The sequence below is a fragment of the Rhodococcoides sp. S146-33 genome, assembly GCF_059489205.1.
In genome coordinates this window covers 391,671-408,118 of sequence record NZ_JCAJWY010000001.1, presented here as the reverse complement: position 1 = coordinate 408,118, position 16,448 = coordinate 391,671, and the positions used below count along the sequence as shown (strand labels likewise).

Sequence of the window (16,448 nt, the reverse complement as noted above, 5' to 3'; positions counted from 1 at the left end):
ATTGCAACGCGGGGCGTAGATGTGTGACGCTCAGGCCCCCACGAAGATGCAGAAGGGGTGGCCGGCCGGGTCTGCGTAGATTCGGATCGGCTCTTCCGGGTCATCGTGCAGATCTCGCAGCAGTCGTGCGCCCAATTCCATTGCGCGCGAGTGCTCCTCGTCGAGTTCGGCGACGGTGCCTACCACGAAGTCGAGGTGTGCCATCTGCGGGTGTTCGCCGTCCGGCCACGTTGCTTCGGGGAGAGTGTCGATCTGCTGGAACGCGATGCGCCACGAGCCGTCGGGAGCAGTGATGGCGAGCCAGTCCGGGTTCATCGGTTCGGCGTCACCGGGAACGTACTCGAATCCCAGGAGTTGCCGGTAGAACTCGGCGAGTCGACGGGTGTCGGTGCAGTCGAGTACCACCTGGTGTACCGATATGTTCATGATCCGCGCTTCTCCTTCGCGTGGTGTCGCGCCGCACGTGCTCGATTTCCGCACGCGCTGCAACACCATTGCTGATTGGGCCGATCCTGCAGAAACAGTTGACCGCATCGCGGAGCGTCGCACAAGGCCAACCGTGCGCGATCCTGCCCGTTGAGTAGATCGATGACGGCGGACGCCGCACGCGCGCAGAGTGATTCGATCGGATCATCGGTTCCCACAACATGTCCGACGCCACTGCCGTCTCCGAGATCGAGCCGTCGGGTCACCGGATGGCGTCGGGCAATCTCGTCGATATGTTCGACGCTTTCCCGCGGAACTTCCATGTTCGACGCCACCGCGCGCAGTAGCGACAGCAGGTGATCGCGCGTCGCTGTGAATGTGTCGATGTCGGCGTCGGCGGGGATGACCTCGGGGACTCGGGTTCCCTGCAGTTGGGCCCAGTGCTGGAGCTCGGCGACCGAGTCGATCAATTCTACGTAGATGCCGCGCTGCAACTGCACGGTGTTGACCACGTCGAGTGCGAAGTGGTCGCCGAGCCAGTTCCAATCCATACCCTGATTCTAACGGTTTACGAATCGAAAAGCGTGAGATACCGTCGAAGCAATGGCGGACATACGATGGCTACCGTTCCTCGGCGTGGTGCTCTTGGCCTACGCGATACCCGGTCCTGACTTCGCGGTGGTGGCCCGAGCGGCGGCGAGCAGCCGGGCCGCGGGGTGGCGAGCGGGCCTCGGCGCGCAGACCGGATTGTGCGTCCACATGGTTGCAGCGGTGGTGGGGCTGTCGCTGCTCATCTCTCGATCACCGGCCGCGCTGAGCATCATTCAGATCCTCGGGGGCCTGTACCTGGTGTGGCTGGGTGTCTCGGCGCTGCGGCAGTCGTCGTCGGAGGGCGGTGCGACGTCCGACGTGCGCTGGTTTCGCATGGGTCTGGTGACGAACCTGCTCAATCCCAAGGCCGTACTGTTCTTCGTTGCGCTCCTGCCGCAGTTCGTCGATGCCGACGGAGCACTTCCCCTTCAGATCGGTCTACTCGGAATCGTCGATGTGGCAATCGGATTGGCAGTCTGGGCAGTGGTCACCGCCGCAGTGGGCCGCCTGGCCGGCGGTTCGTCGAACTCGACATCCTGGAACCGAGTGGTCGGGGTGTTGTTCGTCGGTATCGGAATGGCGCTCGCCGTCGAGGCGGTGTGACTTGTAGTGCGGCGGAGCCGCACTCACTCCCAGCTGGAGACGACCTTGCGGGTCGGGCGCTCGTTGCTGTTGGAGAACAGATGTGGACTCTTGCTCTTGATGTATTCCACATCGGCGAACACGGCCCGCAGATGCGCACGCATCGAACGGGCGGCGGCCTCGAAGTCTCGAGCTTCGAGGCCGTCGACTATTGCGGTGTGTTGTTCGATGAGGTCGGGAATGGGGCGAGTGTCACGCAACCCGAGTCGCCGTGCTCGGTCCAGATGAGCCTTCGCGGATTCGACGGATCGCCACGCGGCAGAGTGTCCTCCCGCTGCGAGGAGCAGTTGATGGAATTGCTCGTCCAACTCGAAGAATTGATCCATGTCGATCCCGGGCTCGGCCTGCGCTGCAAGATTGGCGCGCAAGGCAGCGAGGTCCTGGTCCGAGCGAGACGTGACTGCATCCTTCAAAGACGCGGTTTCTATTGCCTCCCGGACGAATTGCGCGTCGGCAACACGTTCGGTGTCGACGCGTGAGACGAAGGTGCCGAGTTGTGGAAACACCTGAACCAGGCCCTCTTCGGCCAACAGGATCAAGCTCTCGCGGACGGGAGTGCGGCTCACGGACATCTGCTCGGCGAGGTCGTTCTCCGACAGCGGGCTACCCGGGGGGAGCGTCAAGGACACGATGCGTAGGCGTAATTCTCGGTACGCCCGCTCTCGTGCGGTGACTTTCCTGCTGCTCTGTGTGCTCACCGGACAAGACTAACGCGAGGTGCCGAGTGACCCGCAGCGCCGAACCCTTGACGAAGTGCCGTCCGTCACTAGTATGGTAGTACTGATATTCAAGGAACGACGGCGGAGGCACCACAGCATGGCAGTGATCAGCGGCAACGACGAGGCGGCCGTTCTGCACGGTCCACGTGACCTGCGGATCGAGAAGATCGATCGTATGCAGGTCGGTGACGGCCAGGTCAGGGTCGAGGTACACGGCGTGAGCCTGTGTGGCTCGGACCTGCACTACTACGCCGACGGCCGCAACGGCTCCAACTCACTGACGCAGCCCACCGTATTGGGGCACGAGGGATTCGGAGTGATCACCGAGGTCGGTGCCGGAGTGTCCCAGGACCGCGTCGGCCAGCGTGTGGCCATCGAGCCCGCGGTTCCGAACGGCACCTCGCCACTGAGCCTGAGCGGTCACTACAACGTCTGCCCCAGCGTCGTCTGCTTCGGATCCCCACCGAATCACGGACTGCTACGGCAGTCCGTTGTTCTCGCCGCCGAATTCGCGCACCCACTCCCGGATTCGATCGACGACGGCGTCGCTGCGCTGATCGAACCCCTGGCCGTCGCTGCGTGGGCCGCCGCCCGGGTCGGCTCGGTATTGGGCAAGCGCATCGCGATCACCGGTGCCGGTCCTATCGGCCTGCTGGTTCTGCAGACGGTCATCGCCCTGGGCGCGTCGGAGACGACCATCACCGACGTCGCACCCGCACGGCTCGAGGTCGCGGCAGCGCTGGGTGCCACGACGACATTGCTGTCGGGCGAAAACGCACTGCCCGAGGGCACTTTCGACATCGCCTTCGACTGCTCGGGCCATCCTGGAGCCATCGCCGACGCTGCCCGCTCCCTCGGCCCGGCGGGCATCCTGGCTCTCGTCGGCGTGCCGGGACGCGCAGTCGCCGAATTTCCTATCGGAGCAGTGCAACGCTGGGAGCTAGACATCCGCGGGTGCTTCCGTTACGGCCCTTCGGCATTCGCCGATGCGATCGCGCTCGCCGGATCGGCGCGAGTGGACCTCGCCGCACTGGTCACGTCGACGTATCCCTTGGCCGAATCTGCCGCAGCGCTCGAGGCCGCGCTCACCGACCTCACCCAGCTCAAGATCGTCATCGACACCACTTCGCAAGGATCGCAATGAAAATCATCGACGCGACCGTCATCGTGACGGCTCCCGGCCGCAACTACGTCACGCTCAAGATCACCACCGACGAGGGCATCGTAGGGTGGGGTGACGCGACGCTGAACGGACGCGAGCTCGCGGTCGAGTCGTATCTGAAGGACCACATTGCGCCGCTCCTGATCGGACGCGATCCTCATAGGATCGAGGACATCTGGCAGTACCTGTACAAGGGCGCATACTGGCGGCGTGGTCCGGTGACGATGACGGCCATCGCAGCGGTTGACGTCGCACTGTGGGACATCAAGGGCAAGGCCGCCGATATGCCGGTCTACCAGCTCCTCGGTGGTGCTGCGCGAGACGGGATCATGGTCTACGGTCACGCCAGCGGCGGCAGTATCGACGAGATGCTCGACGACGTCCAAGCGCATCTCGACAAGGGCTACAAAGCAATTCGTGCCCAGTCGGCCATTCCCGGTCTCAAGAAGACCTATGGAATCCCGGTCGACGGTTTCTACGAACCAGCCTCCGGCACTGCGCCGCAGGAGGATTCGTGGGATACCGCCCCGTACATGCGGTTCGCGCCGCAGATGCTCGGTGCCGTCCGAGAACGTCACGGGTTCGACTTCCATCTCTTGCACGACGTGCATCACCGCCTGAGTCCGATCGAGGCCGGCCGCCTCGGGCGTGATCTCGAAGAGATGCGGATGTTCTGGATCGAAGATCCCACCCCCGCCGAGGATCAGAGCGCCTTCGCCGTCATTCGTCAGCACACCACCACCCCGATTGCCGTCGGAGAGATCTTCAACTCGATCTGGGACTGCCAGGATCTCATCACCAACCGGTGGATCGACTACATCCGTGCGTCGGTCTCACACGCCGGCGGTATCACCCATCTGCGCAGAATCTTCTCGCTGGCCGATCTGTACGGCGTTCGATCGGGATCTCATGGTGCGGGCGATCTTTCGCCCGTATCCCTCGCTGCCGCGCTACACGTTGATCTGTCGATTCCCAACTTCGGAGTGCAGGAGTACATGGGGCACGTCGACCCGACGGGCGACGTGTTCCAGACGAGCTACACCTTCACCGACGGCTTCATGCATCCGGGAAACCAGCCGGGCATCGGAGTCGAGGTCGACGAAGAAGCCGCTGCGAAGTACCCGTACAACCCCAAGTACCTGCCCGTCAACCGCCGTCTCGACGGCAGTATGCACGATTGGTGAAGCGCCACATGGCCACAACGCAGTTCGATGTAGTCCTGCTCGGCGAGCCCCTCGTCGAAGTCTCGACCACCGAGACCTTCCGGCACGGAGCAGACGGTGTGCTCGGAGTATCGGGAGACGTCGTCAATGCTGGTGCCGCGGCCGCTGCCGCGGGTGCATCGGTTGCCCTGATCGCGCGGGTATCCGACGACGAACTCGGTGACGCAGTGTGCCGCCGAATTCGTGAGCTCGGCATCGACGACGCCTACATTCGGCGAGTCCCCGGCCAGCAGGGTGTCTACTTCCTGCACATCGATCCGGAGGGCAATCGCCAGTTCTCCTATGCTCGAGCCGGTTCGGTGGGCAGCCAGCTCGACGTGGCGGACCTGCCCGAGGGCGTGGTCGAGCATGCGGGTGCTGTCTTGGGCGGCGGAATCGCTGCGGCACTGTCGCCGACCCTCGCCCGCACGATGCTGCACGTGGCGCAGCGCTCGGGCAGATTCGTCTACGACCCCAACTTCCGGCCCAGGTTGACGACGGCCGATCAGGCCCGCGCTTTCCTGCAGGAGATCGCCCCCTACTGCGAGGTGATGGTGCCGTCGGCACCGAGTGAGATCGAATTGCTTCTCGGCACAGACGATCCGGCGAATGCTGGGGCGTCCCTGATGGGCTGGGGTGCACGCTCTGTGGTGGTCACTCAGGGTTCCGAAGGCTCGAGTATCTTTACCGAGCAGGGACGATCCCATCAGCCGGTGATTCCCGCCCCCCAGGTGATCGATCAGACCGGTGCCGGTGACGTGTTCGCCGGCACCCTGACGGCGCGTCTCGCTCTCGGCGACGATCTTCGCGAGGCGGCGGTCATGGCTGCGGCAGCGGCATCGCTGAGCGTCGGCGGACGCGGCGGCACCGGTCTCATTGCACCGCTCGACGAGATACGCCGTCACAGTGAGCGATGCCTCAGCGAGGGAGTAGCGACGTGACGGCGTCCACACGGTTGTCCGACGCGACGGCCACGGTCACCCGTCCCACCTCCAGTGGAATCGTGCATCTCGGCGTCGGCGCGTTCCACCGGGCGCATCAGGCAGCGTTCACCTACGAGGCCGCACTGTTGACCGGGGAAACCAACTGGGGTATAACAGGTTTCACTCAGCGAAGCAATACCGTGGTGGAGCAGCTCGCCCCGCAGGACGGGTTGTTCACCCTGGTGCAGAAGGGGATCGAGCAGACCACGGACACGGTCATCGGCTCGATGCTCGACGTACGGAACTCAGCCGCGAACCCCGACGCGGTTGTCGAGGCCATCGCCGATCCGGCAACGCATATCGTCACGCTGACGGTCACCGAGAAGGGCTATCGGCTCGACCCTGCCGCCGGCAGTCTGCGTCTGAACGATCCGGAGATCGCGGCTGATCTGAGCGGTAGGCCGCCGCGTACGGTGGTCGGGCAGTTGGTAGCGGGGTTGGCTCGTCGCATGGCAAGCGATTCGCCTGTCACGGTGCTGTGCTGCGACAACCTGCCGTCGAACGGTCGGATTCTGTCCGAGCTGGTGCACACTTTCGTCGCTGCCGGTGTCCACGACGACGGCTTGGCCGAATGGATCACGCGTCGAGTCACGTTCCCCAGCAGTATGGTCGATCGAATCGTGCCGGCCACCACTGACGACGACAGGGCGGACAACGAGCGAAGAACGGGCCTGCGCGACGACGCGCTGGTGGTGTGCGAACCGTTTCGGCAGTGGGTGATCGAGGACGATTTCGCAGGTCCTCGTCCAGCGTGGGAACGGGTGGGTGTGCAGTTCGTCGACGACGTGGAGCCCTGGGAGACGATGAAGCTACGCGTCCTCAATGCCACTCACTCGGTGCTGGCGTACCTCGGAATTCTGCACGGGCACAGCACGATCGCCGAGGCGGTCGGGGATCCGGTGCTCGACGAGATATGCCGAACGATGGTCCTTCGAGATGTTGCGCCGACGACGACAGGCGGAATGGACGCAGTCGGGTACGGCAACGAGGTCCGCGCACGATTCGCCAACCCGGCGCTGAAACACACCACCCGACAGGTGGCAATGGACGGATCGCAGAAGCTCGGACCGCGACTACTGGGAACCGTGCGTGACGCCACGGCCGCCGGTGGTTCGACGGACATGCTCGCGCTGGCCGTCGCGGCCTGGTGCGCCTACGTGCTGGCCGAGACGGAAGCCGGACGTGCACTGGACGATCCGTTGTCGGCGCAGCTGGCTCGGGCTGGATCGGCGTCGGGCCTGCTCGCGGTCGAGTCCATCTTCGGGCCCGATCTCGGGCCCACTTCACCGTTCGGCACGCAGGTCGTTGCGTGGACCGACTTCCTACTGACCGACTCGCTCAGCGAGTGGAAACGAGTGCTGGTATGACCGTCGAACACGATGCATCGATCGATGTCCTCAGCGCCCTCGATGTACTGCGCGTGAGTCCGGTGATTCCTGTCGTCGTCATCGATAGGGTCGAGGATGCAGTTCCGCTGGCGCGGGCTCTGTATGCCGGCGGTATCGGCATCATCGAGATGACGCTGCGTTCGGAGGCCGCCCTCGGTGCCATCGCAGCAATTGCAGCGAACGTGCCGGAAGTAGTCATCGGGGCGGGAACGGTACTGACTCGCGAGGACGCACTGAGATCGATGGATGCCGGCTCGCGATTTCTTGTCTCGCCCGGATCCCCGAGTGGCCTGCTCGACGCGGCCCGCGCGCTGCCGGTTCCGCTGCTGGCGGGAGTGTCGACTGCGACCGAAGCGATGACGCTTGCCGAGGGCGGATCGACCGAGATGAAGTTCTTCCCGGCTGAATCGTCGGGAGGTGCATCGGCGCTGGGTGCTCTGGCGGGTCCGTTGCCGCACTTGACGTTCTGCCCTACCGGCGGGATCACTCCGCAGAACGCCGTCGACTACCTGGCGTTGCCGAACGTGGTGTGCGTCGGCGGTAGCTGGCTCACGCCGCGCTCGCTGGTGCGGGCGGGCGAGTGGGCCGCGATCGAGGAACTGGCCCGTTCGGCGAGTGCACTCGCCACCGCGTAGTTCGGTTCGCGAAGGGTCATTGACCTATTGGTATAACAGTGCTTGTATATCAGTGTGGCGAGCGCCACCAACCTCCCTCGATGAGGTGCCGGTCTCACCGAGGCCTCGGCGAACTCGCATCATGAACTCATCGATCATCACCAGCAATGGAGCTTCGGATGTCACAGGACACCAACGAATCGACGGACGATCGCGGTAACACCGCTGTCCCGACTCGCAGCACGAAAGACCTCACCAAGGCGGCGATGTCCGGTTGGCTGGGTACGGCAATGGAGTTCATGGACTTTCAGCTGTATTCGCTCGCCGCTGCGATCGTCTTCAATCGCATCTTCTTCCCCGACGTCAGCCCGGCAATCGGCTTGATCGCCGCCATGGCCACGTACGGCGTCGGCTACGTCGCGCGCCTGGTCGGTGCCATCTACTTCGGGCGCATGGGCGATCGCATCGGTCGAAAGAAGGTCCTGTTCATCACCATCGCGATGATGGGTGCCTCCACTACCCTCATCGGTGCGCTCCCGACCTACGACGCGATCGGCATCATGGCCCCGATCCTGCTCGTCGCCCTCCGCCTCATCCAGGGATTCGGAGCCGGAGCCGAGATTGCCGGTGCCACGGTCATGTTGGTCGAGTACGCACCGGACAAGCGTCGAGGCCTCATCGCGTCGCTCGTCTCCCTGGGCACCAACTCGGGAACCCTTGCTGCGTCGGCCATCTGGGCCTTGCTGCTCGCGGTGCTGTCCGAGGATCAGTTGCTCAGCTGGGGCTGGCGCGTGCCGTTCCTCGCGAGCTTCTTCCTGATGATCTTCGCGGTGTGGTTGCGCTCCAACCTGAGGGAAAGCCCGGTCTTCGAGGAGCGCGCCGATGTGGTCGACGGTGTGGCCCTCTCGCGCGACGAGATCGAGAAGACCGACGAAGAAGTGAAGGTCAGTGTTCTCGAGTCCGGCCTCAAGCAGAAGAAGGGGCGCGCGTTCTTCATCGCGCTGGGTCTGCGCTTCGGTCAGGCCGGCAACTCCGGACTCATCCAGACGTTCCTGGTCGGCTACATCGCGTCGACCCTGCTGATCGATCGTTCCATTGCCACCAGTGCAATCGTGTACGGCTCGCTCATCGGATTCGCCACCATTCCGATCATCGGCATCCTGGGAGACAAGTTCGGCCGTCGGCCGATGTACATGGCGCTCAGTGCGCTCACCATGATTCTGGCGTTCCCGTTGATGCTGATGGTCACCAGCGGCAACACCGTAGCCCTCGTTATCGCGATGGTGCTGGCCCTCAATCTCGGTGTGCTCGGCTTGTTCTCGCTCGAAAGCGTGACGATGGCGGAGCTGTTCGGTGCACGCACTCGCTTCACCCAGCTTGCCTTGTCGAAGGAGATCGGTGGCATCCTGGCTACCGCAATCGGACCGTTGCTCGCGGCCAGCCTCACCGCATGGACCGGTAGCTGGTGGCCCATCGCGGCGATGCTCGTGATCTACTCCGCGATCACCCTGGTGTCGTCGTACCTGGCCCCAGAAACCAAGGGCCGCGATCTCGTCAGACTCGCCGACGCAGCCTGAGTGCCGCGCATCGAACTCGCAGTTACGTAGTCGAATTGGGCAGAATCGCCTACATAACTGCGAGTTCGGCGTTCGTGAGGATCGCAGCTGCAGCAGCTCGCGACGCGTGCGTCGGAATCCAATGCGAGATGCCGGGCAGCACTGTCAGCGTGTAGGCCGCATCGATGTACCTCTGGGTCGTGTCGACGGCAGCACGGCCGATGAAGGTGTCGCCGTCACTCCACACCATCGCGGTCGGCACGGTGATGCGCATGAGGCCGATGCCCGGGCTCGAGAAGGGTATTCCGCGGTACCAGGTGACGGCGAACGGCAGTGCGCCGTAGTCGACGATCTCCTCCTTCGTGCGCTCGAGGTCTTCTTCGGTCATCCCGCTTGCCCTGTACCACTTTTCGGCTCTTTCACCGGGCCGCGTCATCCACTTCTCGGGCAGTATCGGCAGTTGGAAGAACGCGAAGTACCAGGAGTGCAGGATCTGCTTCGAGTTGAAGAAGCCGTTCATGAACGCACCGGGGTGGGGGACCGAGAAAGCCGTCAGCGACGACACCAGGTCGGGGCGTCGGCCTGCGGTGACCCACGCGATCATCGCTCCCCAGTCGTGTCCGACGAGATGGACGGGGCGTCCGAGGGCATCGATCAGGGCGACGATATCGCCCATCAGTAGTCCGACTCGATAGTCGCGACGCCGCGTCGGCCGGGCGCGAGGTGAGTACCCACGCTGATCCGGTGCAACGGTGCGGAATCCGGCGTCGTTCAGAAATGCCATCACTGCAGACCACGACGACGCACGCTCGGGAAAGCCGTGCAGCAGCAACACGACCGGGCCGTCGAGAGGTCCCTGATCGAGGACGTCGAACACCAGGCCGTCGTGGGTGTACTCGGTGATTCGCTCCCCCGTGGAGCCATTGGTCAGCATGTGCTGGGTACCGTCTGGCCTGCGAACACGGCGGCCAGGAATTGCATGGCTGCTTCGTCGCTGACGTCGTGACCCTGCTCGGGCTGTTCCTGCGCTACGACCGAATCGCCCAGGGCGCAGGCTCTTTCGACGCCGTCGGCGGTCCATTGCGGCAATACGATGTCGTCCTTCGCACCATAGGCCACGAACATCGGCACATCGGTCTTCACTTGCGGCAATGTGTAGCGTCCGATGACGTCGAGGAGCGTGCGCTCCGATTCTGCCGAGTCGGCGGCGAACTCATCGGGTGCCATCGCCTGCACGGCCCGAGCCTTGCCGTCCGTGTCCCCGCCCTGGCAGGTGAGCAGCAGTTCGTTGTTGGCCTCTGCGACGCTGCCGCTGTAACTCTTCGGGTCGATTGCGGGGTCCACTTGCTGTGCGCCGTAGAGCAAGTACGGCAACAGCTCCTTCTGCGGTGTGGTGAGAGTTCCGTCCATACCGGATCGAACCAGGGGCGTCAGGTCGGTCGGCGGGGAGAGCGACACCGAGGCCACCAGATCCATGCCTTGACCGTAGGATGCGGCGAGTTCGTTTGCAGCCCAGGCGGCTTGGCCGCCCTGCGACAAGCCGACCGCGGCCCAGCGAGTGGACACGTCGGGCAGTGCGGTGTGCGCGGCGCGGGCGGCGTCGATCATGTTGTTGCCGGAGGTTCGCGGTTCCAGGTACGGATGCGTTCCACCACCGGTGCCCAGACCTTGGTAGTCGGGCAGCACCGTCACGTAGCCGAGTGCGGTGAAGTCCTGCACCGCAAATTGGTAACCGAGCAGGTCCGGATACAGGGTGGGTCCGCAGTCGGCCTGCACGCCGGTGGTGCCGTGCCCGTAGACGACGATCGGCCAGCCGCCCGCGGGTGCGGTGCCTGCCGGAACGGCAGCCACACCGGAGACGGCAGTCGGTGAACCGTCGACACCCGACGTCGACTCGTAGACGAAGCGATACAGCGTGGCATCGGTTGCGGACAGCTCGGTCGACCGCTCGCCGAAGTCCTCGGACTCGAGCACGGTGCCGGGTACACCCGTCATGTTGTATCGAGGAACGGATGTAGTCGTCGATGCGGCGGGTGTGGCCTCGGACTCGGATGCGGAACTGCACCCCAGCGTCACGGTCATCGCGAGGCAGCAGACTGCAGCGGAGGTCAAGGGGGCGGGTCTGTGCACTCCGTGTGTCTACCAGAATCGGGAGGCAAGCGGTTTGCGCCGGACCCTATTCGGGGATCTGTCCAGCTATGAAGATCGTTGTTGTAGTCAGTGCGGTCGTTGCGGTGGTCGTGTCGTTTCTCGGCTCGGGTGCGTGGATCGGGACGCCCATCGCCGAGGCGGCGGGCGGGGCACTCAGTGCAACCTCGACGTTGGTGGCCCCGGCCGGCCCCGCGTTCTCGATCTGGTCGGTCATCTACACCGGCCTCATCGCCTATGCCGTCTGGCAGTTCCTGCCCGGTCGAACTGCACGTCACGACGCCTTGCGAGTACCCATCATCGCGTCGATGTTGCTGAATCCGGCGTGGATTCTGACGATCCAGCTGGGTCAGGTGTGGCTCAGTGTCATCGTCATCGTCGCGCTGCTGGCAGTCCTCGTTCGCATCTTCGTACTGATGCAACAGCACCGACCCGAAAGCGTCGCCGACGTGGTGATCACCGACGGGACCTTCGGCCTCTATCTCGGTTGGGTATGTGTGGCCACCATCGCCAACATCTCGGCATGGCTGGTGAGCCTCGGGATCACCGCCGGTGCGACGACGTGGGCGGTCGTCGTGCTCGCCATCGCAGCACTCGTCGGGGTGACGCTGGCGCGTTACTCGAACGGCGCGATCGCTCCGATGCTCGCCATCGTGTGGGGTCTGGGCTGGCTGGCACAGGGCCGCCTCGGGGGCGAGCTGACCAACACGACTGTCGGGTGGACAGCAGTGGTCGCGGCAGTCATCGTGGCCGTCGCTACGGTGGGAATCAGACTGCGATCGCGGCAAGCGACCGGACCTCAGACCGTCTCGGCGTAGTAGCTTCCCCACTGCGTGCGGAGGAACGTCGACAGCGAGGTCTGCGCTTCCAGAGTCGAATCGGCGGCGCGCCAGGCAACATGGCCGTCGGGTCGGACGAGAATCGCGCCGGTCTCGCCTACCTCGTACAGCGACATCAGCTCGGAGCGATCGACGCCGACGGGTGCGTCCATCACGACGAGTGCGATACCGGGCCGGACGCCGCCGAGTGCCGGTACCCATTCCGAGCCCGCGAAGGTGAACAGCGACAACATGTTCGGATCCAACACATCGTGCGGAGACACGAGTCGACCGTCGACGCACAGAGGGGCGTGCGGCATCCGCGCACCGGGGTACGTGGTGGGAACGTAGTCGACCACGTCCTCTACGGGTTTCGCCGACGCGTCCCGGGCAATCAGCGGACTGTCGTAGAGATAGCCGAATTGCAGACCGGTGGAGACGAAATGCTCCAACTGCAGTGGGATTGCCGCCGCGATTTCGGCACGCAGTTCCGTCGACCCTGCGACGTCCGGGCGCAGGCTCCGCGACCGGCTCATCTGCTTGCGTGTTGCCGCGGCCGCGAGGGGCGCGATCAGTCGACCCGGAATCTTGTTCAGTGGTGCCCGCCCCATGGCTTGAGTTGCCTTGGCCAGCATGGCGTTGGTGATTCCCACCCGCTTGCCGATGTCGTCCATGCGGAAGTGGTTGGCGACGCTCTGCTCGGCGAACTTCTCCACCACCGGCCGACGTTCGGTGTCGTAGGTGTCGAGCAGCGCCGAATCTGCCGCACCCGACAGCACGGCGTCGAGCTTCCATGCCAGGTTGTGGGCATCCTGAACCCCGGAATTGAGCCCGAAGCCGCCGGTGTGCGGAAAACGGTGGGCGGCATCGCCCAGCAACAGCAGACGATCGCGTCGGAAACTGTCGGCGGTCTGTGAGGTCATCACCCACGTGCCCGTCGATTCGAGCTCGAAGTCGTTCGTTCCCAACACCTTCGGCAGTGTCTTCTCCCAGTAGCGCCGACCGTTCCTGGCGATCTCCTGCGCGGGGTGCAGATACGCCGTCATCAGGATGTAGCGGTGATCGGCATGCGAGATGAGCACCCCGCACAGGTCCGGCGTGTAGACCCAACTCAGCAGCGGACGCGCGTCATCGGGAAACAGCGTGGTCGAGGTGAAGAACGCACTGCCCATATTGGCGAGCACCGGCCCGGTCAGCGATATGCAGGCCGCGTCCCGGGTGGCGCTGTTGGCACCGTCGCAGGCGAGGACGTAGGGCGCACGTACCTCGGAGACGTCCTCGGTTACGGTTCGGAAGGCGACACGCGCATCACTGGAACTGGATTCGACCGATTCGACGGTGACTCCGCGGCGAAATTCGATCAACGGTTCGGCGTCGACCGCGTTCCACAGCGTGGGCATCAGGATGTGCTGTCCGATGTGCGAGACCATGTACGGACTCTGGCTTTCCACCACGGCCTTGCGTTCGGGGTCGGACAGCAGGTCGATCGACCCGATGGCGTCCCCGGCCAGGTCGCCGTACCAGCTGATGAGGTTCACCTGGTCGTGTGGAGGCGACATCGCCGCTATCGACTCGGCCAAGTGGGGGCTGTATTCGTTCCAGATTTCCAGCGTTCGAGCATTGATGACGTGGGCCGCCGGATGGAACAGCGGGGCCCTCCGACGTTCGAGCAGTACGGTGCGAATCCCTCTGCGCGCCAGCAGAAGTGCTGCGGTGGTTCCCGCAGGGCCGGCGCCGATGATGACGATCGGGCTGCTCATCGGACGATGGTCTCCTGGGTACCCAGATCGATCGATCCGTCCGGGGTGCGGATGGTGGCCGTGACGACGTCGTCGACCGAGAGGTACTTGGGGTTCTTGGCCTGGCGCGCGAAGAAGAACTTCCACTTCAGCGCCGGCGGAATGAGTTCGCCGATCTTCTGAATCGCTTTGGGTGGGGCCGAGATCGCAGTGCCGATCGGCGTGCCGGTCAGGAGGACGTCGCCTGCGGTCATGTTCTGGAAGCGGGCGAGCCTGGTGAAGGCCTCGGCGGGAGGGGTGATGAGATCGTCTCCGATGGTCTGATCCTGGCGGGTCTCGCCGTTGACCGCCAGCGTCATCCGTAGCTCCGGCAGTCGACGCAGCTCCTCGTTGTCGAGCAGCACCAACCGTGGGCCGAGCGGAGTGAAGGTGGGATACGACTTGCTCTCGTACACCTGCACTTTCGTCAGCTGAATCTCCCGTGCGGACACGTCGTTGGCCACAACGAAACCCGCCACGTACGACGCAAGGTTGTCGTCGGTGACCGTTGTCCCGATGGGAATATCGGCACCGACCACCACACCCAGTTCGATCTCGTAGTCGAGCAGCGCTACCTCCGGTGGCTGCCGAATGGGATCGTTCGGGCCACTGATCGATGCGGAGGACTTCCGGAAGAACGTCGGCTGCAGCGTCTTCGGGTCCGAGCCGGCATCGATCGCGTGCGAACGGTAGTTGAGCAACTGCGCCACCACCCGACACGGGGCGGTGATGGGTGAGATCGGTTCGAGCTCGGAGACGTCGGTCCCGGTACCCGACGCGGCATCGATCGCCCGCCGATCGGCCAGTAGTTCACCGGTGGTCCGGGCAGTGGTGTCGATCCGAACGGCCCGGTCGCCGTCGAGACGCCACCAGCCGTCCGCAGTTCGAATGATGTTGACAGACATGCTTTTCGCTCCCCCTACAGAGTCTTCGGTGTGATGGTCTTCTTGTTGGCGACCACCGGCCGGCCCGGCCTGGTTCCTGCTTCGCGCGGCCGCAGTTCCTCGTGGGTCGCCCCATTGCGGAGCCGGCTGAGGAGGTAATCGGGGTCGATGTTCACGCCGATGGGATTGCGGGCGAATTCCTCGGTGAAGAAGAAGGCCGCCGTGTTGTCGGGGTCGAAGTTCTCCACCTGGAACTCGAGCCGAATACCGTCGGGATCCTCGTAGTACAGCGAGATCGTGGGGCCGTGGTTGATGGACCACACCGGAAGGATGCCCTGGCGCTTGAGTCGCACGTAGTTCTCCAGCAGTCGTTCCAGCGACCGGAAGGTCAACGCGATGTGGTCGATGCCGTAGGCCTTGCGCCGCAGCTTGGCGAAGGGGAACAGGAACTTCACCGGCTTGGGCACCGCGATGATCGCGAGCCGATGCGACTCGTCGTCCCAGGTCAAGAACGTGATCTCGCTGTCCTGATAGGCGATCTCGGCACCGAATACCGAGCCGTACCAGCGCACCATCTCCTCGGTTCTTGCAGATTTGACGACCCAGTGCGCGATGTAGTCGGGCGCAACCCGTTGCGTCTGGATCGTCGTTGCATCGTCCGTTGCGCTCATGAATCGACCTTTCGTCGTGATCGCGGATTGTGGTCCAGATTAGGCACAGTTTGACTGTCAGTCAATAATTTGACTGACAGTCAGTGGAAGTACCCCAGCGTCAGGCCCCAGGTGGGATCAGGCGGGGTGGGATCAGGCGGGGTGGGATCAGGCAGGTGGGATGAGCAGGTGCACCCTGCCGACGAGTTCCACGGCGGTGTCGGTATCTGCCCCGTCGAATACTGCGGTGTGGATGCCCCGCATGGCCCCGGTGAGCAGTCGGGCTGCGGCCGACACGTCGGTGGTGCTGTCGATTTGTCCGGCTTCGGCAGCGGAGCGAAGTAATTCGGCGATGGCGGCGACGAAGCTGTCGTGCCAATGCTCGGCCGTGCCTTCGGATTTCGGGACGCCGAGATTGCGGAACAGCACGTGTGTGCGCGGTGTCTCGTAGATGCTCTCGGCGGCGATTCGGAGGAACGTCTGCAGCTGCTGCAGTGGGGTTTCCGGCCAGATGGCGTCGGTCGATCGCTCGTTGATGCGTTCGATCAACACGGTGGCGGCGTCGTCCACCGCGGCCTGGAAGAGTTCACGCTTGGTCGGGAAATGGTGGAATGCCGTTCGCGGTGCGAGACCGCATCGGGCAGCGACACTTTCGATCGTGATGTCCGCGTAGTCGGCGTGCCGAAGCAGCTCCTGGGTGGCCTCGACGAGTCGTGTCGGGGCGGGTCCGGGTTCGTCCGTGGTCGACGAGCCGGCCCAGCGGTACAGCGTGGTGGTGTGGATGCCCAGCGATTCCGCGACGGCCGCTGGGCTTTCCGAGCCCTCGAACGCCCGCGCCACCGCCTCGCGGCGATCGGCGAGTGTGAATCTGGAGACCCTGGCCATGA

17 protein-coding genes are annotated in these 16,448 nt (G+C 64.2%); 8 read left to right on the top strand and 9 right to left on the bottom strand.

Features of this window, described 5'->3' with window-relative positions:
* Positions 1-30: 30 nt before the first annotated feature.
* Both AC5WEY_RS01985 and AC5WEY_RS01980 read right to left on the bottom strand, forming a co-directional pair.
* Entirely contained in the window at positions 31-426 is a 396-nt protein-coding gene (locus AC5WEY_RS01985) for a VOC family protein (protein ID WP_495644488.1), read from the bottom strand.
* Entirely contained in the window at positions 423-977 is a 555-nt protein-coding gene (locus tag AC5WEY_RS01980) for a CGNR zinc finger domain-containing protein (RefSeq protein WP_495644487.1), read from the bottom strand. The genes AC5WEY_RS01985 and AC5WEY_RS01980 overlap by 4 nt, the downstream gene beginning before the upstream one ends.
* Before the next feature lie 52 nt (positions 978-1,029).
* Between AC5WEY_RS01980 and AC5WEY_RS01975 the strand changes: the two genes are divergently transcribed.
* Positions 1,030-1,620 carry a LysE family translocator gene (locus AC5WEY_RS01975; RefSeq protein ID WP_495644486.1) on the top strand — a complete coding sequence of 197 codons (591 nt, stop codon included), beginning with the start codon at positions 1,030-1,032 and terminating at the stop codon, positions 1,618-1,620.
* Positions 1,621-1,643: 23 nt separating this feature from the next.
* On the opposite strand, the gene AC5WEY_RS01970 is transcribed toward AC5WEY_RS01975, so the two are convergent.
* Positions 1,644-2,357, bottom strand: coding sequence for a GntR family transcriptional regulator (locus tag AC5WEY_RS01970; RefSeq protein WP_495644485.1), 714 nt, complete (start codon positions 2,355-2,357; stop codon positions 1,644-1,646).
* 118 nt (positions 2,358-2,475) lie between these two features.
* On the opposite strand from AC5WEY_RS01970, the gene AC5WEY_RS01965 reads away from it, so the two are divergent.
* From AC5WEY_RS01965 to AC5WEY_RS01940, 6 genes are all read left to right on the top strand, one after another.
* The gene (locus tag AC5WEY_RS01965; RefSeq protein WP_495644484.1) at positions 2,476-3,522 is read left to right on the top strand and encodes an alcohol dehydrogenase catalytic domain-containing protein; all 1,047 of its coding nucleotides are present in this window, start codon (positions 2,476-2,478) and stop codon (positions 3,520-3,522) included.
* Entirely contained in the window at positions 3,519-4,724 is a 1,206-nt protein-coding gene (gene manD / locus AC5WEY_RS01960) for a D-mannonate dehydratase ManD (protein ID WP_495644483.1), read from the top strand. The genes AC5WEY_RS01965 and manD overlap by 4 nt, the downstream gene beginning before the upstream one ends.
* An 8-nt stretch (positions 4,725-4,732) precedes the next feature.
* On the top strand, positions 4,733-5,683 hold the full coding sequence (locus AC5WEY_RS01955; protein WP_495644482.1) for a sugar kinase: 951 nt from the start codon (positions 4,733-4,735) through the stop codon (positions 5,681-5,683).
* Positions 5,680-7,092: a mannitol dehydrogenase family protein gene (locus tag AC5WEY_RS01950; RefSeq protein ID WP_495644481.1), complete on the top strand. Its 1,413-nt coding sequence runs from the start codon at positions 5,680-5,682 to the stop codon at positions 7,090-7,092. Before AC5WEY_RS01955 ends, AC5WEY_RS01950 begins: the two co-directional genes overlap by 4 nt.
* Complete coding sequence (gene eda / locus AC5WEY_RS01945) at positions 7,089-7,748, top strand: bifunctional 4-hydroxy-2-oxoglutarate aldolase/2-dehydro-3-deoxy-phosphogluconate aldolase (RefSeq protein WP_495644480.1); 660 nt, start codon at positions 7,089-7,091, stop codon at positions 7,746-7,748. The genes AC5WEY_RS01950 and eda overlap by 4 nt, the downstream gene beginning before the upstream one ends.
* Before the next feature lie 158 nt (positions 7,749-7,906).
* Positions 7,907-9,304, top strand: a complete 1,398-nt coding sequence (locus AC5WEY_RS01940; RefSeq protein ID WP_495644479.1) for an MFS transporter — start codon at positions 7,907-7,909, stop codon at positions 9,302-9,304.
* Between the two features lie 49 nt (positions 9,305-9,353).
* Here AC5WEY_RS01940 and AC5WEY_RS01935 read toward each other — a convergent pair whose 3' ends face one another.
* Both AC5WEY_RS01935 and AC5WEY_RS01930 read right to left on the bottom strand, forming a co-directional pair.
* Positions 9,354-10,217: an alpha/beta fold hydrolase gene (locus AC5WEY_RS01935; RefSeq protein ID WP_495644478.1), complete on the bottom strand. Its 864-nt coding sequence runs from the start codon at positions 10,215-10,217 to the stop codon at positions 9,354-9,356.
* Complete coding sequence (locus AC5WEY_RS01930) at positions 10,211-11,413, bottom strand: alpha/beta hydrolase family protein (RefSeq protein WP_495644477.1); 1,203 nt, start codon at positions 11,411-11,413, stop codon at positions 10,211-10,213. The genes AC5WEY_RS01935 and AC5WEY_RS01930 overlap by 7 nt, the downstream gene beginning before the upstream one ends.
* 68 nt (positions 11,414-11,481) lie before the next feature.
* On the opposite strand from AC5WEY_RS01930, the gene AC5WEY_RS01925 reads away from it, so the two are divergent.
* Entirely contained in the window at positions 11,482-12,249 is a 768-nt protein-coding gene (locus AC5WEY_RS01925) for a TspO/MBR family protein (RefSeq protein ID WP_495644476.1), read from the top strand.
* On the opposite strand, the gene AC5WEY_RS01920 is transcribed toward AC5WEY_RS01925, so the two are convergent.
* The 4 genes from AC5WEY_RS01920 to AC5WEY_RS01905 form a co-directional block, all read right to left on the bottom strand.
* Complete coding sequence (locus AC5WEY_RS01920) at positions 12,231-14,009, bottom strand: FAD-dependent monooxygenase (RefSeq protein ID WP_495644475.1); 1,779 nt, start codon at positions 14,007-14,009, stop codon at positions 12,231-12,233. The genes AC5WEY_RS01925 and AC5WEY_RS01920 overlap by 19 nt on opposite strands.
* Positions 14,006-14,932 (bottom strand): fumarylacetoacetate hydrolase family protein, encoded by a 927-nt coding sequence (locus AC5WEY_RS01915; protein ID WP_495644474.1) that lies wholly within the window; start codon positions 14,930-14,932, stop codon positions 14,006-14,008. The genes AC5WEY_RS01920 and AC5WEY_RS01915 overlap by 4 nt, the downstream gene beginning before the upstream one ends.
* A 14-nt stretch (positions 14,933-14,946) precedes the next feature.
* Positions 14,947-15,582: a VOC family protein gene (locus tag AC5WEY_RS01910; protein ID WP_495644473.1), complete on the bottom strand. Its 636-nt coding sequence runs from the start codon at positions 15,580-15,582 to the stop codon at positions 14,947-14,949.
* A 147-nt stretch (positions 15,583-15,729) separates the two neighbouring features.
* Positions 15,730-16,446, bottom strand: coding sequence for a TetR family transcriptional regulator (locus AC5WEY_RS01905; RefSeq protein WP_495644472.1), 717 nt, complete (start codon positions 16,444-16,446; stop codon positions 15,730-15,732).
* Positions 16,447-16,448 lie beyond the last annotated feature (2 nt).